Annotated in this window: 13 protein-coding genes; 6 read left to right on the top strand and 7 right to left on the bottom strand. The window is 63.3% G+C overall.

What is annotated here, in order from left to right; translation table 11 throughout:
* Positions 1–887: 887 nt before the first annotated feature.
* The 5 genes from ehuR to ectA form a co-directional block, all read right to left on the bottom strand.
* Complete coding sequence (gene ehuR, locus AC0KW6_RS09260; protein WP_474034751.1) at positions 888–2,267, bottom strand: MocR-like ectoine utilization transcription factor EhuR; 1,380 nt, start codon at positions 2,265–2,267, stop codon at positions 888–890.
* Positions 2,268–2,330: 63 nt separating this feature from the next.
* Entirely contained in the window at positions 2,331–3,767 is a 1,437-nt protein-coding gene (locus tag AC0KW6_RS09255) for an aspartate kinase (protein WP_323776651.1), read from the bottom strand.
* 31 nt (positions 3,768–3,798) lie between these two features.
* On the bottom strand, positions 3,799–4,191 hold the full coding sequence (locus AC0KW6_RS09250; RefSeq protein ID WP_323776649.1) for an ectoine synthase: 393 nt from the start codon (positions 4,189–4,191) through the stop codon (positions 3,799–3,801).
* A gap of 3 nt (positions 4,192–4,194) precedes the next feature.
* Positions 4,195–5,484: a diaminobutyrate--2-oxoglutarate transaminase gene (gene ectB / locus AC0KW6_RS09245; protein ID WP_323776647.1), complete on the bottom strand. Its 1,290-nt coding sequence runs from the start codon at positions 5,482–5,484 to the stop codon at positions 4,195–4,197.
* Between the two features lie 62 nt (positions 5,485–5,546).
* Positions 5,547–6,077: a diaminobutyrate acetyltransferase gene (ectA, locus tag AC0KW6_RS09240; protein ID WP_323776646.1), complete on the bottom strand. Its 531-nt coding sequence runs from the start codon at positions 6,075–6,077 to the stop codon at positions 5,547–5,549.
* 213 nt (positions 6,078–6,290) lie between these two features.
* Here ectA and AC0KW6_RS09235 point away from each other — a divergent pair, with 213 nt between their 5' ends.
* From AC0KW6_RS09235 to AC0KW6_RS09225, 3 genes are all read left to right on the top strand, one after another.
* Entirely contained in the window at positions 6,291–6,767 is a 477-nt protein-coding gene (locus AC0KW6_RS09235; RefSeq protein WP_323776645.1) for a MarR family winged helix-turn-helix transcriptional regulator, read from the top strand.
* Between the two features lie 430 nt (positions 6,768–7,197).
* A complete protein-coding gene (locus AC0KW6_RS09230; RefSeq protein WP_323776644.1) occupies positions 7,198–8,238 on the top strand; it encodes an efflux RND transporter periplasmic adaptor subunit in 1,041 nt (346 codons plus the stop codon).
* Between the two features lie 10 nt (positions 8,239–8,248).
* A complete protein-coding gene (locus tag AC0KW6_RS09225; protein ID WP_474034750.1) occupies positions 8,249–11,290 on the top strand; it encodes an efflux RND transporter permease subunit in 3,042 nt (1,013 codons plus the stop codon).
* A gap of 81 nt (positions 11,291–11,371) precedes the next feature.
* Here the strand turns inward: AC0KW6_RS09225 and AC0KW6_RS09220 are convergent, their stop codons facing one another.
* The gene (locus tag AC0KW6_RS09220) at positions 11,372–12,655 is read right to left on the bottom strand and encodes a replication initiation protein (RefSeq protein WP_323776639.1); all 1,284 of its coding nucleotides are present in this window, start codon (positions 12,653–12,655) and stop codon (positions 11,372–11,374) included.
* Between the two features lie 590 nt (positions 12,656–13,245).
* Here AC0KW6_RS09220 and AC0KW6_RS09215 point away from each other — a divergent pair.
* Positions 13,246–14,667: an AAA family ATPase gene (locus tag AC0KW6_RS09215; protein WP_024091497.1), complete on the top strand. Its 1,422-nt coding sequence runs from the start codon at positions 13,246–13,248 to the stop codon at positions 14,665–14,667.
* A complete protein-coding gene (locus AC0KW6_RS09210; RefSeq protein WP_323776635.1) occupies positions 14,645–15,739 on the top strand; it encodes a ParB/RepB/Spo0J family partition protein in 1,095 nt (364 codons plus the stop codon). Before AC0KW6_RS09215 ends, AC0KW6_RS09210 begins: the two co-directional genes overlap by 23 nt.
* A 115-nt stretch (positions 15,740–15,854) precedes the next feature.
* Here AC0KW6_RS09210 and AC0KW6_RS09205 read toward each other — a convergent pair whose 3' ends face one another.
* Positions 15,855–16,205 (bottom strand): META domain-containing protein, encoded by a 351-nt coding sequence (locus AC0KW6_RS09205; RefSeq protein WP_323776633.1) that lies wholly within the window; start codon positions 16,203–16,205, stop codon positions 15,855–15,857.
* 351 nt (positions 16,206–16,556) lie between these two features.
* Between AC0KW6_RS09205 and AC0KW6_RS09200 the strand changes: the two genes are divergently transcribed.
* Positions 16,557–22,052 carry a hypothetical protein gene (locus tag AC0KW6_RS09200; protein WP_474034749.1) on the top strand — a complete coding sequence of 1,832 codons (5,496 nt, stop codon included), beginning with the start codon at positions 16,557–16,559 and terminating at the stop codon, positions 22,050–22,052.
* Positions 22,053–22,065: the final 13 nt, after the last annotated feature.

Here is a 22,065-nt window from a genome sequence, read left to right as displayed (position 1 = left end):
CTGCGTCGCCGCCGCCCCGTCCGGTGTGTCCCGCTGCGCCTCAGCGCCGCCGGTGAGGGGGCTTTTACGGTTCACCCCCCAAACCCGCAAGCCCAAAATCGCAAAAAACAAAACTTTCTGCCGTGAAAAACCACAATCACTGCAAAATCAATAACTTACGCCGGAATAAACTCGCGCCCCCTGCCCCGCCTCCCGCCATCAGAACCGCCGCACCCCGCTCCAAACCCCGCCCCGGACCCCGCCGCCCCGGGATCCGGCGGATTTACCCACAGACCACCCCGCCTTATCCACAGGCCACCTCCGGAATCACAGCAAATCACCCCCGAAAAACGAGTCGCCCCGCGTCTTTCCCCGCAACAACACGCCCGGAAAGGCCGCCAAAGCCCAACGCGGCAAAGACACAACATGCCAGAGCCGCCGGAGCGGACATTCCCACCTGGAGCATAACGGGCCCACCTGGAGCATAACGGGCCCACCTGGAGCATAGCGGGGGTTTCGCTCACGTCGGACAGGCCGTGGGCGAGCCTATCCGCTTCGGCGAAGGCCTGAACCGCTCCGCCATTGGGGACGTTCAGTGACCGGGCTAAACAAAAAGCCGGCACCGGCCGGGTGCGGGCAAGTCTGGGAGGACCGTCAAAGAGCCTTACAAAGATCCCCGGCTGATCGCTTCACCGCAGGTTTGCGCAGGCGTCATTCGCTGGAACCGGCCGTTTCCCGGACAGACCGGCTGGCCCCTTCGCTTGCGGCAAGAAATTCAGCCGTGTCCCCATCGGGCCGCCGCAGCAGGGGCACCGTTCGCGCAAGGCCTGCTGACTGTCGCCGCGGCGGCCAGGCGGCGGGCGCTGCAAGCTGCTGCTCCCGGAAAGGCGCCCGCCGAAGTGCGGCCGTTAAAATGCGAGGTGGGGCAAGCTGTGCGGCTGCAGCTTTAAGAGGGCCGCGATCTGCTCCAAGCCCTTGCGGAACCGGCCTTCCGCCTGAACCGCGCCCAAGGAAATGCGCAATCCGCCCGCCGAGCATGTTCCCGGGGCGAGGAATGGCATGTCAGGCATAACGGCGATTTGCATCTGGCGCGCATATTGCGAAAAACCGGCAGCGCTCCACCCCTCAGGCAGCGGCAGCCAAAGATGCATTGCAGAAGGATGCCCTGTCCAGGGGACCCCATGCAGCACCCGGCAGGCGATGCGGTGACGGCTTTTCAACGCTGCCCGCTGCCAGTCTGCAAGCTCCAGCGCCGTGCCGTCCAGCACCCAGCGGCTGGCCAGCGCCCGCATCAAAGGCATTGCCGCTCCTCCGAAACTCAGCAGGCGGCCCTTCAGCGAAGGAAGCAGATGGGACGGTCCGGCCATATATCCGGCCTGAAGCCCGGGCATCAGGCAAGTGCTGAGGGCGGTCATATAAAGGGACCGCTCCGGCAGCAGTGCGGAGACTGGCGGCGGGCGATCCCCAGCCACGGGGCCAAGCGGGTCATGCTCTATGATGTACAGGTCATTCTCTTGCGCAATCCGGGCCAGCGCCCTGCGCCGGCCCTCGGGCATCATCACCGGAACCGGATTTGCCAGCGACGGAAGCAAACACAGGACTTTGGCGCCGGAGGTCCGGCAGGCTTCCGTCAGGGCATCCGGCAGAATGCCATGCGGATCCGCTTGCAGGCCCACGTGCTTTAACCCCAGATAGGCGCAGCCGGACACAAGCAGATTATCCGTGATGCTGTCAGACAGGACAGTATCGCCAGGGCGGGTCAGTGCCGAGAGCGCAACAGTGAACCCGTGACTGCCGCCATTCGTCAGAATAACCTGATCCGGAGCCGCTGCAAAACCGCAGGCTGCCAGCCACCGCGCGCCTGCGGTTCTGTCGGCACCGGTGCCGGCGACCGACTTGCACACCTGCAGCGCCGAGGGATCCAGTTCCGCCGCCAGCGCCTGCAAGGAAAGCTGGAACCGCCTGCTGTGCTGCTGGCTGCGGACAGGGTGGGAGTTGGAGAAATCAAACCCGTCCCCGGGTCCGGGCTCTTGCGGGGGGTCTTGCGGCGCCGGGCCGCAAACATAGCTGCCCCGGCCTATCTGCCCGTCAATCAGGTTCCGTTTGCGCAAGCTCTGATAGGCTTTGCTCACCGTGTGAACGCTCAGCCCAAGCCGGCCTGCCATTCCGCGATGCGGCGGCAGGCGGGCGCCGGCGGCGAGCTCTTCAGTCAGAATGGCCTGTTCAATGGCGCCGGCAAGGCTGGCGTGCAACGGGGCGTGCAGCGTTTCGGGATCAGGATACCACATGGCCGCCCTTCCCGTTTGCCCTCATGGCCAAAGCAACCGCGCGGCGTGAACCCGGCCCCGGGCTCACGCCGCTTTTGACCTCAGTTCCTGGCCGGTCTCCGGAATCAGCGCCCTATGCAAAACCGCAACCGCTGTTTCTGCCGATCTCCGCGGCACCGCAAACTGCACATCAACATTGCGCGGCGTCTGATGCGCGGCAATCACCTCGACACCAGCCTTGTCAAAGGCTGCAAGCCCGCGGCCAAGCGCCTGCACCCCGGACAGGTCGCGTCCGATCGCCGAGACAATCGACAACGATCGCGCACTGACCTGGGCGGAGGGATAGACGCGCTCCAGATCGCTCGTCACCCGGCGCACTGCTTTCAGAGACGCCTCAACATAGTGGGTGATGGTATTGGCGTTTGAACTTTTGGAGATGATCCGGACACTGTGCCGGCGCAGGGCCTCAAGCACGGCGGCATCATAACCTTTGACACCGACCATATCCTGTTCGAACAGTTCCAGCGCAACAGCATCAAGGCTTGTCACGATTTCGACCGCAGGAACTTTGGCTGGCTGGCTGTCAATGAGGGTGCCGGGATCCGAAGGTTCAAAGGCATTGGTCACGCGCAGGGCCACATCCGACTGCCGCAGGATCTTGGCGGCATTCGGGTGGATGGCCTCCATCCCCATGTTCGACAGCTGATCGGCCACATCATAGTTCGTGTGGCCCAGCTTGCGCACGGCTGCAGTGCCTACCAGCGCCGGATCGGCGGAAGACAGGTGGAATTCCTTATGGATGATCGCCTCTTTCGCCTTGGTAAAGGCGGCGATGCTGGAAAAGGTGACCTCGGAATAGCCACGGTCATATTCACGCATCAAACCCTCGCGGCATTGGGCATAGCCGGTGACGATGGGCAATTCCGAGGCCAGATCAAGATCGCGCAGCCCGTTGGCAATCCGCTCCTCCAGCGAGCATTCGCTTTCGTCCCGCCAGCCGCTGAGGTCCACGAAACTGGCGTTTACGCCTGCGCGCTGCAGCATCAGTGCGGTGACAAAGGCAGAATGCGCCTCGCCCAGGCCGGACAGCAGCTCGCGCACCAGCATCATCTGGCTCGACAGGCGGAAATGGCCGTAGGAACACAGGCGCTGCAGGTCGAACAGGCAGCTGCGGGCGCCTTCGATGCGGTCGCGCACGAAATCCTCTGCCCGGGCGCGGTCCGCCGGATTGTCCAGCACCCCGTTATGGGCTTCGGACATGGCGCCGGCAACGCGGGTCAGCGCATCAAGCCAGCCGTGGTCGTTGTCATCATTGGCAAACAGCGCGTAGACACCGGGTTCGCCGCTCTTCTTGTGCTCCAGCAGCAGGTTGGTGATGCCGCCAAAGGCGGAAACCACAAAGATGCGGTGATAGAGCGAGGCACCGGTGCGGCCGCCGATGATGAGCGTATCGCGCAGCTCGCGGATACGGCTCATCGAGGTGCCGCCGATTTTCTCGACGGTATGGTCAGGGAAATTCAAAATGCTTCACCCGGCCGCAGCCGGGGCCTCTTCAGGTGGTTTCCAGCGCGTAGGAGCCGTCTTCGCGATGCACTTCGCTGCCGGTCACCGGCGGGTTGAACACGCAAGCCATGACCAGCTCTTCCTCGGCCCGCAGGGTGTGGCGGTCATGCTGGTCCAGCGCATACATGACGCCGGGCCGGATCAGATGCGTCTCGCCGGTGGCCAGATCGGTGATCGAGCCTGAACCCTGCATGCAATAGACGCTCTCAAAGTGGTTCTTGTATTCGAACGTGTGTTCGGACCCGGCTTCGAGGAAGGTGATGTGGAAGGAGAACCCCATCCCGTCCTCGGCCAGCAGCATCCGGACCGAAGACCATTTGGCGTCAGATACAACGCGGTTGCGGTCGCTTTTGATAATGTCGTTATAGTCGCGAACAATCATGTCTTACTCCGCTGCAAATTTGCTTGAATCGGTCACACCGCGGATGGCGCTGCGCAGGGTGTTCAGACCTTTCACAAAGATCTCCTCAGGCGTGGTCAGCGGGGCCAGAACCTTGACCACCTGATCCTTGTTGCCCGAGGTTTCGATGATCAGGCCGTTCTCGAATGCACGGGCGCAAATGCTGGCGGCAAGGTCGCCGGACCCGACATCAAGCCCCTGCATCATGCCGCGGCCTTTAAGCCTGGACCCGGGGATCAGCCCGGACATTTCCTGCAGCGCCGAGGTCAGCAGCAGCGCCTTTGCAGCGACGCTCTGCTGAAAGCCGGCGTCCGCCCAGAATTTGCGGATTGCCACGCTGGCGGTGATAAAGGCGTGGGTGTTGCCGCGAAAGGTGCCGTTGTGCTCTGCCGGGCCGAAGATATCGTGCTGCGGGCGGGCCAGCATCAGCGCCATCGGCAGGCCGAAACCCGATACCGATTTTGCCAGCGTCACGATGTCCGGGGTGACCCCCATGTCTTCAAAGGAGAAAAAGCCGCCGGTGCGGCCGCAGCCGGCCTGGATGTCGTCGATGATCAGCAGGGCGCCGTGCGCTTTGGCCAGGGCAGCGATGCGCTGCACCCATTCCGGGCTGGCAGCGTTCAGGCCGCCTTCGCCCTGCACGGTTTCCAACAGGATCGCCGCCGGGGCGTCGACACCGCTTGAGCCGTCTTCCAGCATCGTCTCCAGATAGGCGGCGGTATCAGTGTCCGCGCCGAAATAACCGTCATAGGGCATCCGGGTGACGCCGCTCAGCGGAGTGCCGGCGCCGCCGCGGTGGTAGCTGTTGCCGGTGGCCGCCAATGCGCCCATGGTGACGCCGTGAAACCCGTTGGTGAAAGCGATCACGTTGCTGCGGCCGGTCACCTTGCGGGCCAGCTTCAGGGCCGCCTCAACCGCATTGGCGCCGGTGGGGCCGGTGAACATGACCTTGTGGTCCAAATTGCGCGGCCGCAGGATGTGCTGGTCGAAGGCATCCAGAAAATCAGCCTTGGCGCTGGTGTGGAAATCCAGCCCGTGCGCCAGCCCGTCCGAGGAAATGTGGTCGAGCAGCGCCGCCTTCATGTCCGGGTCATTGTGACCGTAGTTCAGCGACGAGCAGCCGGCCAGAAAGTCGATATAGCTGCGGCCCTTGCTGTCAGTCAGTTGCGACCCCGTGGCCTGGGTGAAAACCGTGTCGAAGCTGCGGCAATAGCTGCGCGCCTCGGATTCGCGGCGTTTGAAAATAGAGATTTTGGCTGACATGTCAGTCGGCATAGTGTGTCCTTTTGGCAGTGTGCAGATCAGAACGGGCGTGCGCCACATGGGATCGGCCGGTCTCAAGCTGCCCAGCTGGGCGCCTGGGAGAAATCGATCGTGACCATGTGTTCGGTGCTCTGGCGATCGCGGAAGTGCTGGCCCTGGGTAAAATAGGGCTGACTGTTCAGCGGCGCGCTCCGATTGGCTGCGAATTTGTGGAACAAAGCCCAGGAGGCCCTGTTTTCCTGCGTGATGGTTGTCTGCAGACGTTTGATTTTCTCGCAGGCCTTGCGGCGCAGCAGGCCGCTCAGCATCAGCGAGCCCAGACCGGTCCCACGGGCTTTTTCTGACACCGCCACCTGCCAGACAAACAGCGTTTCCGGATCCTCGGGCAGTACATAGGCGGAAACCCAGCCGGCAATTTCGCCGCCGATCTCTGCCACAACGCAGGTATCGCGGAAGTGGTCGCACTGGATCAGATTGCAATACATTGAGTTCTCGTCGAGCGGTTTGCAGGCCCGCACCAGCTCCCAGATTTCGGGGCCGTCGTCTGCCTTGGGCTCACGCAGCGCGGGGGCTGCCTTCCGGAATAACTCTAATGCATGTCGCATCTGTCCTAGCGTCTCCATTATTGCTTTGGCAAGCTAAGTATATCGAGGTGATAATTATTTCAAGCCTTCAGAGAATTCCTGCGACAATGTGGCAAATTTCCATCATTTCAACGCGTTTCAGCGCGGCATCGCAGGGTTTTATGCTTCGCTTATCAAATTAAATTACAATGTGTGTGCCTTGATTGTCCCGCTGCGCTCTGCCAGAACCGGGATATGGACCGCATTGACTCAAGCCTGATCGCCCTGCGCCGGATTCTGCGTGCGACCGACCTGTTCAGCCGGGAACTGGCGCAATCGGTCGAGCTGACAGCCGCGCAGTTCCGGGTGCTTCAGATCGTCGCCGCCAGCCCGCACTGCACCGCCAAGGCAATCGCGCAGCAGATGCGGATCTCGCAGGCAACGGTGACCTCGCTGGTCGACAAGCTGGTTCGCAAGGGAATGGTGGTGCGGGAAAAGTCGCTGACTGACCGCCGCCAGACCAATATCCTTGTCACCGAAAAGGGGCGCCGGGCACTTGCCGATGCGCCCGATCCGCTGCAGCAGAGATTTGTGCGCAAATTTGCTGCGATGGAGGACTGGGAGCAGGCGGCACTGATTGCGGCGCTTGAGCGCGTGGCCTCGATGCTGGATGCAGAGGACATTGATGCAGCACCGGTTCTGGATACCGGCGAGTCCCTCACTGCCTCGTGAATCTGTGAGGACCGCATCTGCCTAAAGGCCGGCAGGTTGCATTATCCTCGTGCCCATCGGCGCCGGCAAGGTCCAAGCTGAACAGCTGCGCTCTCGAAGTGCCCGAGACCACCCCGTAGATGGTAATGCCGATGGACGGCGGGTTTCACCCCTCCAGTCATTTGCTGCACCAGGGTCTGCAGGCTCATCTCCGGGACGCAGACCAGAAAGCCGCCGCCTGTGCTGTTGCCCGGCCCCCGCATGCCCTTGGGGAACCCGTTGCATTGTGACCTCGTTCACAAGAAAGTTCCCGCAACCGGGCTATAGAGCGCAAATTCCCCGGCCGGCTGGCCTATTGGCTGGTTTGCGGGCGGTTTGCGCAACCGGACGTGAAAGCGCACGAAACAACAATGCGGGCAGGCGGCAAAACCGCCCGGAAGGAGTGACAGGAATGCGTTGGTGCAAAACCCTTGCCGTTGCGGGCGGTGTTGCCGTCCTTGCCGCAGCCGCCGCGGCCCAGCAGCCGCTGAAACCCGTGAAACTGCTGCAGGCGTCATCGGACTCGCTGATGCTGGAGCGGCAGTTCTTCGGCAAGGTCGCGGCCAAACAGACGGTTGATCTGGCGTTCCAGGTCGGCGGGCAGATCCTCAAATTCCCGGTGACCGAAGGCGGTTCTGTTGCGCAGGGCGGGCTGATTGCCGAACTGGACCTGGAGCCGTTCGAGCTGCAGCTGGAACAGGCGCGGCTGCGCAAGGAACAGGCCGACCGCACCGTGGTGCGGCTGGAAAAGCTGCGCGGCACCGTCAGCCAGGTCTCGATCGACGACGCCGAGACCGAGGCCGGCCTGGCCCGTGTCGCCCTGCGGGACGCCGAATATGCGCTTGGCCATGCAACCCTGAATGCGCCCTTTGATGCGCTGGTCTCCAGCCGCGAGGTGGAACAGTTCACCACCGTCAGCGGCGGCACCCCGATTGTGCGGCTGCACGACATGTCCGAACTGCACATCAAGGTGGATGTGCCCGAGGTTCTGTTCCAGAAGGCCGATCATAACGATATGCTGACGATGGTTGCGAATTTTCCCGGCCGGGATACCGACTACCCGCTCGAAATCCTGGAATACGACGCCGAGGCCCGCAGCGTCGGCCAGACCTACCGGGTGACCTTCCGCCTGCCCCCGCCCGGCGACCGCCAGATTCTGCCCGGCGCCTCGGCCACGGTACATGTGCGCGTTGACACCGGCGATGCGGCGATCCGGGTGCCCGGCACCGCGCTGGTCGCCGCCCCTGATGGCAGCACCGGGGTGATGCTCTTTGCCCCCGCAGGCGCCGACGACGGCACCGTCACCTGGACCCGCGTCAAAGCCGAGGCGACCCAGAACGGCGACTTCCGGATTGCCGAGGGCCTCACGGGCGGCGAGGAGATCGTGCTGACCGGCGGCGCTGCGCTGAAAGACGGCCAGCGGGTCAGCCGCTTCACCGGTTTCGGCAACTGAGGGCGGCCTGATGGACATTGCACGCGGGTCGATCAACCGGCCGCTCTACACCTGGCTCATCATGCTGGCGGCATTGCTTGGCGGGATCTGGGGCTTTTTGAACCTGGGCCGCCTGGAAGACCCGGCCTTCACCATCAAATCCGCGGTCATCGCGACCCAGTATCCCGGCGCCAGCAGCGCCCAGGTGGCGCTGGAAGTCTCGGAACCGCTGGAATCGGCGATCCAGAAGATGGGCGAGGTCAAGCTGATCACCTCGGTGAACCGGCCCGGCTCTTCGCTGATCGAAGTGGAGATGCAGGACACCTACGACGGCACCGAGCTGCCCGCGATCTGGACCAAACTGCGCGCCGAGGTTCGCGATGCGGCCCGCGCCCTGCCCGACGGCGTCAGCCCGCCCTATATCAATGACGGCTTCGGCGATGTGTTCGGCCTGTTCTACGCGGTCACCGCCGAGGGCTACAGCGACGCCGAGAAACACGAACTGGCCAGCTACCTGCGGCGCGAGCTGCTGACCGTCGACGGGGTGGCCGATGTCGAAATCACCGGGCTGCCGCCCGAGGCCGTCTTTGTCGAACCCAAGATGGCGGTTGCGGTCAATCAGAACATCCCGATCGACGCCATCGGCAGCGCGTTGGCCAATGCCAACTCGGTCCGTCCGGCCGGCAGTCTTGAGGCCGGCCCCGCCGACACCCGCCTCAGCACCCCGGAAGGCTCGGACTCGGTCACTGCCATCGCCGGCCTCTCCATCGGCTCGCAGGGCGACGTGGTCAATGTGATCGACATGGCCGACGTCCACCGCGGCCGCCTCAGCGACCCGGACCTGCTGATCCGCTTCAACGGGGTTGAGGCCTTTACCCTCGGGATCGCCGGCCTCGCCACAGAAAACATCGTCGAAGTGGGGCAGAACGTCGACGCCAAACTGGCCGCCTTGGACAGCCGGATCCCCTATGGCGTGGACCTGAAACCGATCTATCAGCAGCATGTGGTGGTCGAGCAGGCGTCCAACGACTTCCTGGTCAACCTGGCGATGTCGGTCACCATTGTGGTGGTGGTTCTGGCCCTGTTCATGGGCTGGCGCGCTGCCGTGGTGGTCGGCTCCACCCTGCTGCTGACCGTGGTCGGCACCCTGTTCTTCATGAACATGCTCTCAATCGAGATGGAGCGGATTTCGCTGGGCGCGCTGATCATCGCCATGGGAATGCTGGTCGACAATGCCATCGTCGTCGCCGAGGGGATGCAGATCTCCATGCTGCGCGGCAAGACCTCGCGCGAAGCCGCATATGACGCGGCCTCGAAAACCCAGATCCCGCTGCTCGGCGCCACGGTGATCGGCATCATGGCCTTTGCGGGCATCGGTCTCAGCCCGGATTCTGCGGGCGAATTCCTGTTCTCGCTGTTTGCCGTCATCGCGATCTCGCTGCTGCTCAGCTGGCTGCTGGCGCTGACCGCAACGCCGCTGCTGGGCCATTATTTCTTCAAACAGGGCACCGAAGACAGCAAGGATGCCTACAGCGGCCTGCTGTTCCGCACCTATGGCAGGGTCCTGGCATGGGCGCTGAAACTGCGCTGGCTGGTGGTGGCCGGGCTGGCGGCCATCACCGTGATCTGCTTCATCGGCTTCGGCCAGGTCAAACAGCAGTTCTTCCCGGACTCCAACACGCCGCTGTTCTTTGTCCACTACAAGCTGCCGCAGGGCACCTCGATCCAGACAACCTCCAGGCATCTGAAGGTGTTCGAGGACTGGCTTGCCGAACGCGAAGACGTGGTCTCGGTCGCGTCCTTCGCCGGCCAGGGCGCCACCCGCTTCATGCTGACCTATTCGGCCGAAAAGCCGAACCCCAGCTACGGCCATCTGATCATCCGCACCGCAACCCTCGATGCGATCCCGCCGCTGCAGGCCGCGCTTGAGGCTTTTGGCCAGGCGCAGTTCCCCGAGGGCGAATTCCGCACCAAACGGCTGGTATTCGGCCCCGGCGGCGGCGACCCGGTCCAGGTGCGTTTCTCCGGCCCTGATCCCAAGGTCCTGCGCCGCTTGGGCGCAGAGGCGGAACAGCGGCTTGCGGCGGCCTCCGCCAATATCCTGACCCCGCGCCACGACTGGCGCGACCAGGAGCCGGTGCTGAAGCCGGTCTATGCCAGCGACCGGGCGCAAACCGCCGGAGTCACCCGCGAAAACATCGCCGATGCGCTGCAGTTTTCCACCGACGGGCTGCAGATGGGGGTGTTCCGCGAACGCGACCGGCTGATCCCGATCATTGTGCGACGGGCCCCGCAGGAGCCCTACAACATCTATGATCAGGTGGTGTTTTCCGCTTCGGCCGGCAAGTTCGTGCCGCTGGAACAGATGATCGACGGCGTTGATGTGGTGATGGAAAACACCCTGGTGCACCGCCGCGACCGGCTGCCGACCCTGACCGTCGGCGCCGACATCCCGCCGGATCTGACGGCCGCCACCGTCTTTGCCGAGGTGCAGGACACCATCGAGGCGATGGAGATCCCGCCCGGCTACCTGATGGAATGGGGCGGCGAGCATGAAAGCTCGGGCGATGCCAATGAGTCGCTGGGCAAGCAGCTGCCGGTGACGCTGCTGATCATGGTGCTGATCTCGGTGCTGCTGTTCAATGCGATCCGCCAGCCGGTGATCATCTGGCTGCTGGTGCCGATGTCGGTGAACGGCGTGGTGATCGGGCTGCTGGGCACCGGCTTCCCCTTCACCTTCACCGCGCTTCTGGGCCTGCTCAGCCTGTCGGGCATGCTGATCAAGAACGGCATTGTGCTGGTCGAGGAAATCGATCTGGTGCGCGAAACCGGCCTGCCCCTGCGCGAGGCCATCGTCGAGGCCTCGGTGTCGCGTCTGCGCCCGGTGATGCTGGCGGCGGTGACCACGATCCTTGGCATGGCGCCGCTCCTGACCGACGCCTTCTTTGTGTCGATGGCGATCACCATCATGGGCGGTCTGGCCTTTGCCACCGTGCTCACCCTGGTGGCCGCGCCGGTGTTCTATCTGATCTTCTTCCGGCGGGCCGAGAAACTGGAAATGGCGGCGGTTTAACACCTCCGCCCTCTGCTCTTTCGGGCCTGTGCCCGGCACACCGTTTGATCCTGCAGGGCCGCTTGCCGCAAGCGGCCCGCCCTACCCTGCCAGATCCTCCAGCGCGCCGGGGATCAGCTCTTCCCAGAATTCTGCCATCTCACCGGCCAGCAGCGCCGCAGCCCAGCCCCGGTTGCGGAATTCCTCGCGGTCGATCTCGGTCTCCAGGCGGCTCAGGAACAGCCGCTTGTCCGCGTCCCGCTGGGTCGGTGAACGCCCGGCGGCCAGATCCCGGATCCGCTCCAGCCGCTGCGCCCTCAGCGACCGCTCCCGCGCCTTGACCGCATCCTCTGCTGCCGCCAGCCGGGCCGCCTCGGCTTCCGCCGCGCGGCGCGCCTCAGCCGCCGCCACAACCTCGGGCGGCAGCTCCTTCGCGGTCTCCGCAGGCGTATCCTTATAATCATCCCGCAGCGCCGCGCTCAGATAGCGCACCGGGCTGTCCACGCCCTTCCTGCCCTTCAGATAACCGACCTTCTCGGCCACGTAGTCCTCGCCGTGCTCGGCAATCCACTGCCGCGCCAGCCGGTCGCTGACGCCAAGCCCGATCAGCTGGCTGTAAACAGCCCCCTGCCGCACCCCTGCCCCGTCATCAATGTCCAGCATTGCCAGCTGCGGGTTCTCCTTGATCAGGAACCGCACCTCGGCCACCTGCCGCCCCATCTTCTTGAAATCCGGCGTCAGCAGGATGTTCGAGGTCCTGTTCACCTCCGCCACCGCCGGTTTGATGATCTTGGCATTCAGGTGCTTGAAGCTTTCGTAATAGGCGCTGCCATCCACCCCCATCAGACGCCGGAACAGCGCGATATCCCACCAGCCCGTCGAGCCGGTGCGCACAAAGCGGTAGCAGTTCTCATACAGCGCCAGCGCATGGCCGCTGGTGAACCGCCGCTGGATGTTCAGGTTGATCAGCGCAAACACCTTGGGATCATGCAGCTTCTCCGCCAGCGCCGGGCTATAGGCATATTCGCACACGCCGCCCGCCAGCTTGGCATAAGACAGCAGCGAGCTGACCCCCCATTCCTGCCGCCCCTGCTCATCCAGCATATCCCATTCCGCCACCGTCTCCGCCAGGCTGCGCAGCGATTGCTTCAGGGTGTCCATGTCGTTGGAGTTATAGCCCACCATCATGCACAGCGTCTGCGCATCGATCTGGTGCTTGGGCTTTGAAATCAGCGTGTCATAGGCATTGAGCAAAAGCACATTCGACAGCTTGCGCTGCAGCAGCGTCAGCTTGCCGGACACATGAATGGCCGCCACATTCTTCTTCACCGACCCCCGGCGCAGCGGGCCTGTCAGCTTGTTATGCGGGATGTCTTTTGCGTCCATCGCCCTGCCCTCTTGCCCCCGTGCCGGTCTTTGCGACTCTCCGGGGCCTGCCTTGGCGGTACTATGACTTAAAAGGAACCCGCGCTCAATCCTGCTTTGGGGACCCATTTACGGGGAAACCCGGTCCCGGAAACGGGTACCTTTACCGGATCATCCCGGTTTCAGGCGCCATTCAGCGCTGGTTTCCCCGGTTTTCCGGCGATTATCCTGCCTGAAACCGCCAGATTTACCGCCTGCGAGTCGCGGGTGCCTGTCTTCCTGCGAATCGGGACCCTTGCTCCCGCAGACGGGTACCAATGCTCCTGCAAACGGGTTCCTTTGATACTGGATACAGGTCCCCAAAGCTATATAAGTATCTGATATATAACAGCTTATCAGGGACAAAGACTCTAAACTGAATCAAAGATTCACAACATTTCAACCTGTTTGTGCGATGATGAATACGGGGAAAAGAGTCATATATTCCGCGGAAACCGGACGGCAGCGGAAAACAGATGCGTTGCCAGAATATGATTCACTCTCTCCCGGGGATGTGCCACAAATGCGGGGATAACACGCCAAACAGGCGATATACCCGAGGCACCCGTTACATGGCAAAGAAACCTGAAACTCCCCTGCCCCCCTATTTCAACCTCGACCCCGAGGCGGCCGCCGCCAAGCTGGGCGAGCTGGTCGACACCGCCAGATTCGCCAAGGCTGCCGCCTTCGCCGGCCGCGGCCGCGATGACCTGGCCAAACGCGGCTATGCCCCCGACGGGCGCAAGCGCCTGCGCAGCTTCTCCACATGGGAGGTCTGCCGCTACCTGATCCCGGTCGCCCCCGCCCATCTGCGCCGGGTCCTCAACAAACACCCCGACCTGCCCCAGGGCGAGGGCGCCAGCGGCTCGCGCTGGTTCACCCTGGAGGACGTGCTGAAGCTGCGCGATCATTTTGCCGAAGAAGGCATCAGCACCAAGGAATACCGCCCCTACCGCCCCGAAGGCCTGCCCGCCAAAGTCGTGGCCGTGGCCAACTTCAAGGGCGGCGTCGGCAAGACCTCCACCGCCGCCCATCTGGCGATGTCGGCAGCGCTGGACGGCTACAAGGTGCTGGTGGTCGATCTGGATTCCCAGGGCTCGATGACCTCGATCATGGGCGGCCAGGTCGCCGATGAATGGCAGACCGTCTTCCCGCTGCTCGCCAGAGACTATGCCGAAGCGGTAGAGTCTGAAAACAAGGTCCGCGCCGCCTCCGGATCAGACCCTATTCCGCTGGATGAGACCCTGACCGAAGCGCGGGAGGTTTCGCTGCGAAACGTGGTCCAGAAAACCCACTGGCCCAACATCGATCTGATCGGCGCCCAGCTGAATCTCTACTGGGCGGAGTTCCAGATCCCGGTCTGGCGGATGGGGCTCAGGAACTGGGCGCTGTGGGACGCGCTCACCAACGCGCTGGACCAGGGCGGCGCGCTCGATGACTATGACATCGTGCTGCTGGATACCCCGCCTGCCCTCGGCTACCTGACCATCAATGCGCTGGCGGCTGCCGACATCCTGATGGTGCCGCTTGGCGCGTCCTTCCTCGAGTTCGACTCGACCGGCCGGTTCTTCGACATGCTCTATTCCACCTTCGCCTCGATCGAGGACGGTGAAAACGCCGGCCGCCGCCGCGCCGGGCTGCCCGAGATGAAGTTCGAATGGGACGTGGTGCGGGCTCTGATCACCCGCTTCGACGCCAGCCAGCAGACCGATCTGGCAAATGTGATCCAGGCCTATTTCGGCGACATGATGAACGCTTACCGGCAGGATTACACCGCCATGGTCGGCCAGGCCGGTGAAAGCGTGTCCGGCATCTACGAGGCGGACTACCGCAACTTCAACCGCGATACTTACGTCCGCGGCCGCGAGGTGTTTGACCGCACCTATGCGGAATTCAAGGAACTGCTGATCGGCAGCTGGTGGCGCGATCAGCAGATGCAGCAGGCAGAAGCACAGACTGAGGAGAGCGAAGATGGCCAGACGCAGACAGCTTGAGACCCCCTCGCCCGAGGCATTGAAAGAGATCGAAGCAGGCATTGATCGCGACCTGTCGCGCAGCCCCGGCCTGCGGCCGCCGATTGCCGATGTTGTGGCCGATGCCGCCCGCCACGCGGATCCGATGCCGCAGGCCGACCGCGAGGCTGCAGCCCGTGACAAGGCAGACGCCGAACGCCTGCGCGACGCGGCCAGCAAAGGGCTGGTGGCGGTGGAAATCCCGCTGGAAGACATCACTGCGGATGCCCTGAACCGCGACCGGATCGTGCTGGACGAGGAGGAGATGCAGGAGCTGATGACCTCCATCTCGGTCAATGGCCTGCGCCTGCCGGTCGAGGTCTTTGTGCCGCTCAATCCCGAGGACGCGGGCAGATACGCGCTGGTCTCCGGCTTCCGCCGCCTGACAGCCCTGCGCCGCCTGAAGGCGCTCAGCGGCGGCGAGCGGTTCCAGACCATTCCGGCGTTCGTCCGCGAACCCGGCAGCCTTGCAAATGCGCTGGTCTCGATGATCGAGGAAAACGAAATCCGCTCCGGTCTCAGCCAGTACGAACGGGGCAGGGCTGCGGCCTCGGCGGTGCATGACGGTGTGTTCCCGACGGTGGACGAAGCCGTCGCGGTGCTGTTCCAGAATGCCTCCAAGGCCAAACGCTCCAAGATCCGCTCGTTTGCCCTGATCCACGAAGAGCTGGGCGATATGCTGTCCCATGCCACCGGCCTCAATGAACGCCAGTGCCTGCGTCTGGCCGCCGCTTTGCGGAGCGGCGGGGCTGAGCGGCTGCGGGCTGCGCTGGAGCGGGCAGAGGGGCGCTCGGCCGCCGAGGAATGGGACGCCCTGCTGCCGGTGATCGAGGACACCGAAGGCGCGCCGCAGGATCCCAGCCGCGGCGGCCGCCCCAAGACCGCGCAAAAGGTGGAGCGGTCCGGAAAGACCCGCGTCGCCAGCGGCATCACCATCGAACGGGAATACGGCCCGGGCGGCTATGCCATCCGGTTCTCCGGCGGCGATGTGACGGCTGAACTGGTTGACACGGTGATGGACAATGTCCGCCACCTGCTGGCGCAGGGCGGATAGGACCGGCGCCGGGGTCCGGTTTCGCTGCGAAACCCCGGTCCTGCGTGGCCGGGGTTTTTCATTTCAGGCGCCGGTGAAAACGGTTTTCAGGGTTTCGCAGCGAAACCCCGGGCCGTCACGCCTCCAGCCGTTTGGCCCAGAGCAGCGGCGTATCGAAATTATACATCACCAGCTGGCCGTCGCCGGTCAGCTCGATCCGGTTGACCAGGCCGATCTGCTGCAGGAAATCCCGCTCGGCGATCATCGTCGCTTCGTCGCACAGCCCGCCGCCGATCTGCAACGGCGAAAACATCATGGTCTCCGTGCCGGGCCCGAAAGTTGTGGTGAAGCTTCTGCAGGGGCTGGAGCCGTAAAGCGTGCCGCCATCGAAATCAAACCGCAGGTCTTCGAACTGCGCCAGATCGACGTCCTGGACCTTTTGAACAATCCAGGCGCCGTCAAAATTTGCTGCGGTGGTTGAAGCCATTGAAATCTCTCCGTTGTGTCCGGTTGCGTTTTCAGAGGCGAATGAGCACACCGCCAGCCCGCCGCCGCACAGGACTGCGAGCGCCGCAAGCAGTGCCGCCCGGGCAGGGCGCAAACCCGTCATTGGGCTGAAGCGGCTGGCTGGAAAGTCATCAGCGTCTCACCTTGATGCATGTAGGGGTCGAGTGTGCGCAGCCTGAGCAGATTGACAAGAAAAAAATCTTGCTGGAATCCGGGTTCCATGCGACGCTGAAGGGAGATAGGAGCTAACGCCCTAGTTTTAAACAGTTTTTTAACTCAGGAGCTTCCCATGCCTCTTGATGGATCTGCCGCAAAAGAAATTAAGCAACAGATGGCGATTGCGCGAAAGCGGGCGCTGTCCTTCGGGTTGTGTTTCGGCAAGAAAATCGAAAACTCGGTATTTCTGACCCACAAGACCAAGGCGGCCAAGGTCCTGGGCAAGCAGGCCAAAGCCGATGGCGAGACGCCGCAGTTCACCTTCGGGACGCTGAAGCTGGACGGCAAAGAGCTGTCGTTTTCGCTTGAAGGCAAGGTGGTGCCGGGCATGGCCCGCAAGGCCAAAAAGATGTTCATGGTGGTCGGGCTCAAATACAGCATCATCATTCTGGATCCCGACGGAACCGTTGTCGAGGCGGACCGCGATGACGACGAGGCCGCGGAAGACGGGCCGCAGGCAGCCCCGGCGGAAGGCGGCGACACTGTCACCGAAGATACTGAGGATACGCCGGCAGCACCGTCGGCGGAACCGGACCCGGCCGAAGCAAAATGGAAAACCACCGCCGCCAAGGTTGAGGCCAATCTGGCCAAGCTGCGGGATATTGCCGGCATCGACCTGTCGAAGGCTGACGCGCTGTGGAAGGCGATTCAGGCCAAGGCGGAGGGCAGCGGCTATGCGGCGGCGCTGGAGCATGTGGCCAAGCTGTCTGCCGAGATGAAAACCGCGGCCCAGGACGCAGCGGCGCGGGCCAAGCGGCAAACCCTGCTGGAAGGCAAATGGCAGCAGGCCGCGGGCAAACTGGAACCGCTGGTCAGCGAGGTTCTGGCGCTGAATACGCCGCAGTCGGCGAAAATCGAAAATGTCTGGACCCAGATCAAGGCCCGGGTGGCCGCCGCGCCGCCGGATTACGAAGGCGCGCTGAAGGCGGTCGGCCCCTTGGCCCAGGCTATTTCCAAGGCCCGCCAGGCGGCAGCCGACACTGCGGAAGAGGCGGCACCAGCCGGTGCCGGTGCCGCATCGGCAGGGGAGGGGGATACCGTCACCACCGCCAAACCCGAGGCCCCGGCCAAGGCGCCGGACCAGGCCGCGCCGCCTTCGGAGGACAGCGGCGCAGACACCGCAGACGCCGATGTGGCGGAGCAGATCGCCCGGATCGAGGCGGCGCTGAAGGCGCTGCGCGACGGGCCGGTGAAGACCTACAACACGATGGTGCCGGAGGCGGTCAGCCAGACCCCGGACAAGTGGAAGGCCGCTTTGGACAAGGTCGAGGCCCTGGCAGCCCAGGCCAAGGCCAAACCCGAGGACGCCGACGGCGCCAAGCTGGGCGCCGGGGAAAAGGCGCTGCAGGCGCTGGAAAAGGCGGTTGCCGCCGACACCGCCGCCAAGACCGGCTTTCAGAAAGCCCTGGAGATTTTCGATCTGCGGCTGGTGCCCCTGACCAGCCACCCCAAGGCCGCGGCGCCGGAGATTGCGCCGGAAATCACCCGGATCAACGGGCTGCGCACGGCCGCGGTCGGCAAGGCCAAGGCGCATGATCTGAAAACCGCCACCGATGATCTGGCGGCGGCAGAGGCCGAGATAGCCAAAGCCGAGGTTCTGGCCGATGATTTCGCGCATTTCATGGCGCTTGACCCGGACCGCAAGGCGCTGGCCGATGCCGCCCGCGGTGTCACTGTCGGCGACCCAGCGATCGACGATGCGGCGCGCGAGATGGAGCGCCTGTACGATACGGCGCAGCAGGACAAGGCGGCGAAGAAATTCAAGGACGGCGTCAAAAAGCTTGACGAGATTGCCACGGTTCATGCCAAGACCGCCAAGGTGCGGCAGCAGCGGTCAACCTATGAAACCCAGCGCCCGAACGCCAAGACCTGGGTTGACAGCTGGGCCGGGCTTTCTGCTGCAATCAAAACGCTGCTGACGGACAAGCTGGACGAGGCGAACGGCTATTACACCGATTCTGATGTTGCGACGACCAAGGATTACGGCGAGTCGCTGAAGAAGCTCGGCAAATTCTGGAATGTGCGGCCCTTCATCGAAAAGGAAATCCCGGTTGTTCAGCAATATGCGCCCAAGCTGACGGCCTTCGAGGCCAAGCTGAAGGATTTCAAGGACCACGGCGGCGCCTCGGGCATTCAGGTCATCATATTGAAAATGGAGGCGGATCTTGTTTCGGCCAAGGCGGAAGCAACCCTGCACAAATATTCCACCGCGCTGACCCTTCTGGATGCCACCCAGAGCGATTGGCCGGCGGCCACGGCCCAGGCGGATGCCTGCAAGGCCTATAAGGAAAAACGCGTGGCGGTTCAGGGCAAGATCGATCCCCTGAAGAATGTGCCGCAGGCGGCCCCGATGCTGGAGGATGCCAAGGCGCTGATGGCCGAGGCGGCGGCCGCGGCGCTGAAGCTGGATTTCGCCTTGGCAAACACCTGCCTGGCGGATGCCGAGAAACGGGTGGACAGCGCCAAGGCGGCGGCAGAGGCCGCGGTCGAGCTGGACGGGATGACCGACACCGCGGCGCTGGATGATCTGAAAAAGAAATGGGACCCGGCGTTCAAGGTCTTCACCGATATCCGCGACAAGGTTGTTGCGGCGGATGCGGGCAATGATTTCACCGCGCTGATCGCCAAGGCGCAACTGCCTGCGGCGGAAGCGGAAAAATCCAAGACGGCCAAGAAATACGATGATGCCAGGGCGCATCTGGACAGCGCCATCGCAAACCTGAAGATGGCCATGGTGCTGGTTCATCAGCATCGCGCCTATGGCGAGTTGAAGACCTCGCTGGCGGCACAGGCCGCCGCATTGGCGCCGCTGAATGACGCTGCCTGCCTGCAGCCGCATCTGGATGACATCACCCGGCTGACCGGTGAAGCGGACGATCTGATCAAGCCCGAAGCCTATGATTACAAGGGGGCTGAGGCCAAACTTGCCGCCGGGCGCAAAATGGCCGACCAGGCCCGGGCCGATGGCGAGCTGTACAAGGCGATCAAGGCGGACAGGGCCAAGGCCGCCGCGGTGATTGCCAAGATCACCACCGAAGGCGGCGCGGTTGAGACCCAGCTGACCCATCGCAAGACCGAGATCCAGGACCTGCTGGATGACAGCACCGCCAAGCAGACCGCGCGGGACTTCCAAGGGGCGGCGGACAAGGCCAAGGCTGCCGCGGGCTGGGAACAAGCCACGGATTCGGACCTGAAGACGCTGAAGACGGTGCTGGGCTGGGAAAACCAGTATTTTGTTGTGCCCCGTGCGGCGCTGGTCGGGCCGGGCAACGAGGCCGGCGTGCATCAGATTGCGCGGGCGGATGCGGATTACGCCAAATACCAGGCGGCGAAGGCAGCGCATACCTATACGGCTGCCAAGGCGATGTTCGAAAAGGCCTATCAGAAAATCACCGCCTGCCAGCGCCTGGTTGCGGCGGCGGCTCCGTACAACCAGACCGTCACTGACGCGCAGGCAGCGGTGGACGCGCTGGCGCCGGAACGCAATGATGCCACCAAGGACCGGATCAAGGCGCTGGCCGACCGGCTGACCGCGGCCAAGCTGGATACCGCCAGGACGGATCTGGGCGAGAACGATTATACCCAGGCGATCAAGCTGCTGAAACAGATCACCGAGGATGCCAAGGCGCTGCTGACCGCGATCCAGGGGTCGTCCGACTATGAAACGGCCCGCGCCGCCGCGGAGGCCAAGCTGGCAGAGGCAAAGGACCACAAGCAGGCCGATGCAATCGAGGCGCAGCTGACCCGGCTGACTGCGAAATACGATGCCCTGGTGAAACTGGCGCCCAGCGATTACGCAACCGCCAAGACCATGGCCGAGGAGGTGACGGAATCCGCCGGGGAGGCGATCAGCTCTGCCAATACCCATGGCATCCTGGAGGCGGTGAATTCCGCCATCGGCGGCGACGAGGACAGCGCCCCCTGGTGGCCGCAGGTGCAGGCGGCGAAACTGTCGATCAAGGTGGTTGGCAGCCGTGAAAACGCCGCCGTGGCCAAGACCCATCTGGACACCGCCAATGCCGAGATTGAAAACTGCCAGAAGGACGGGCTGGACGCCAAGACCGCCAAGGGCCATCTGCTGGCCGCTTTGGAGGCCTGCAACACGGCCGATGAGGTGATCTCGCAATATGCCTTTATCGAACAGGAGATCACCCGCGCACGGGCGGCACTGGGGCCGGTCACAAGCCATGATGAAGCGGCTTATGTGAAGGATGAGACCGGCGCGGTGGAAAAGCTGCTTGCCGGGGCCGAAACCGCCGCCAAGGGCGGCCAGGATTACGCCAAGGTCAGCAGCGACATCGAGGCGGCCATTGCCGGGACCAAAGCCGCGCTGGAGATGGCGGAGCAGCACAAGGCGTATAAGGACCTGCGGGCGAAACCGGAGGTGGAGCCGCGGCTGGCCGTGCTGGAAGCGCATGAGCACCGCTATGCGGTCAAGCCCAGCATCGACACCATGCGCAAGAAACTGTCGGATGCCGCCGCCGCGGCGGCCGGCAAAAAGCCGGGAGATGCGATCAAGCTGCTGGAAGAGGCGCGCGCCATCGGCACCAGCGCCTTTGTGATGGCCGAAATGCGGGCCAACACGCCGCCCAAGGAAGAGGACATCAAGGAAATCCTGTCGCGCCCCAATGGCACCGACGAGCTGGACGCGATGATCGACAACCTGGAGCCGGAGGCGCAGCGGGCCGTTGTCAAAGTGGCGTTCAAGGCACGTTTCGGCTGCGATATCAAGAACTTCAGCAATAAGAACCTGGCACCGGCCACGGAAATTGCCGATGCCGATCTGAAGGGGCCGAATATCGTCGCCTTTTACAAGGCGATGCAGGATCTGCCGCTGGATCACACGCTGAACAACGACTCGCTGCAGAAATTTGCGGTCAATGAAGCTGCGGAAGGCGGCTCAATGTACCAGGGCAACGAAAAGCGGATCGTGATGCATGAGGGCGATGCGGGCGTGTCGCCCAATTATGCCTTTGGCAGCGATGATGCGGTGGGCGGCCTGGATGATGCCGCCACCCCGGAAGAACGCGCCGAGCTGGAGAAATGCAAACCCGCAAACGAGGAGCCGGTCACCTTTTTCAACTGGAACACCCTGCATGAGGTCGGCCATGCCGTCGATGACAAGCAGAGCTTCATGAAAAACAACGGCGGCAAGAAGGAGTTCGGCGGCTGGACCGAACACGGCATGGATATCTCGGGCATCGCTGAGAAAATTGCCAAAAAGTTCAGCTATGACAAGGCCTATGCAACCGAGTATATGGCGCATAACAAGGGCGCGCATGTGCCGCCCAAACCGGCCGGTGAAACCTGCACCGACGAGGAATGGGAAAGCCGGCGCATCAAGATGCAGGCGCATATCGACATGGCCTCGGAACCGGCCAAGCCCTGGTCCAGCATGGCGATTGCCAAGCAGATTGAAATCGGCGGTGTGGTGTATCAGGAAAGCTATCCGAACACCTGGAATTCCTATCTGCTGGGCGAGCGGGCCAAGGGGATCACCGGCTATCAGTTCCGTGCTCCGGGGGAATGGTTCTCGGAGCTGTATGCCGCCTATCATTCCGGCAAGCTGAAGCCGAACCACCCCGCCGCCGGCTGGCTGGCCAAACTCTGACCCACTGATTTGA

This window comes from Leisingera sp. SA215 (genome assembly GCF_055902035.1).
Note: the sequence above shows the minus strand (reverse complement) of the source record. Positions and strands in the feature narration are given on the sequence as shown.

Bases quoted from the DNA above. Each gene is read 5' to 3' on its own strand.
- AC0KW6_RS09235 (WP_323776645.1), top strand. From the start codon at position 6,291: ATGGACCGCATTGACTCAAGCCTGATCGCCCTGCGCCGGATTCTGCGT.
- AC0KW6_RS09200 (WP_474034749.1), top strand. From the start codon at position 16,557: ATGGCGATTGCGCGAAAGCGGGCGCTGTCCTTCGGGTTGTGTTTCGGC.
- ehuR (WP_474034751.1), bottom strand. From the start codon at position 2,267: ATGTGGTATCCTGATCCCGAAACGCTGCACGCCCCGTTGCACGCCAGC.
- AC0KW6_RS09225 (WP_474034750.1), top strand. From the start codon at position 8,249: ATGGACATTGCACGCGGGTCGATCAACCGGCCGCTCTACACCTGGCTC.
- AC0KW6_RS09230 (WP_323776644.1), top strand. From the start codon at position 7,198: ATGCGTTGGTGCAAAACCCTTGCCGTTGCGGGCGGTGTTGCCGTCCTT.
- AC0KW6_RS09215 (WP_024091497.1), top strand. From the start codon at position 13,246: ATGGCAAAGAAACCTGAAACTCCCCTGCCCCCCTATTTCAACCTCGAC.
- AC0KW6_RS09250 (WP_323776649.1), bottom strand. From the start codon at position 4,191: ATGATTGTTCGCGACTATAACGACATTATCAAAAGCGACCGCAACCGC.
- AC0KW6_RS09210 (WP_323776635.1), top strand. From the start codon at position 14,645: ATGGCCAGACGCAGACAGCTTGAGACCCCCTCGCCCGAGGCATTGAAA.
- AC0KW6_RS09205 (WP_323776633.1), bottom strand. From the start codon at position 16,205: ATGGCTTCAACCACCGCAGCAAATTTTGACGGCGCCTGGATTGTTCAA.
- AC0KW6_RS09220 (WP_323776639.1), bottom strand. From the start codon at position 12,655: ATGGACGCAAAAGACATCCCGCATAACAAGCTGACAGGCCCGCTGCGC.
- ectA (WP_323776646.1), bottom strand. From the start codon at position 6,077: ATGCGACATGCATTAGAGTTATTCCGGAAGGCAGCCCCCGCGCTGCGT.
- ectB (WP_323776647.1), bottom strand. From the start codon at position 5,484: ATGCCGACTGACATGTCAGCCAAAATCTCTATTTTCAAACGCCGCGAA.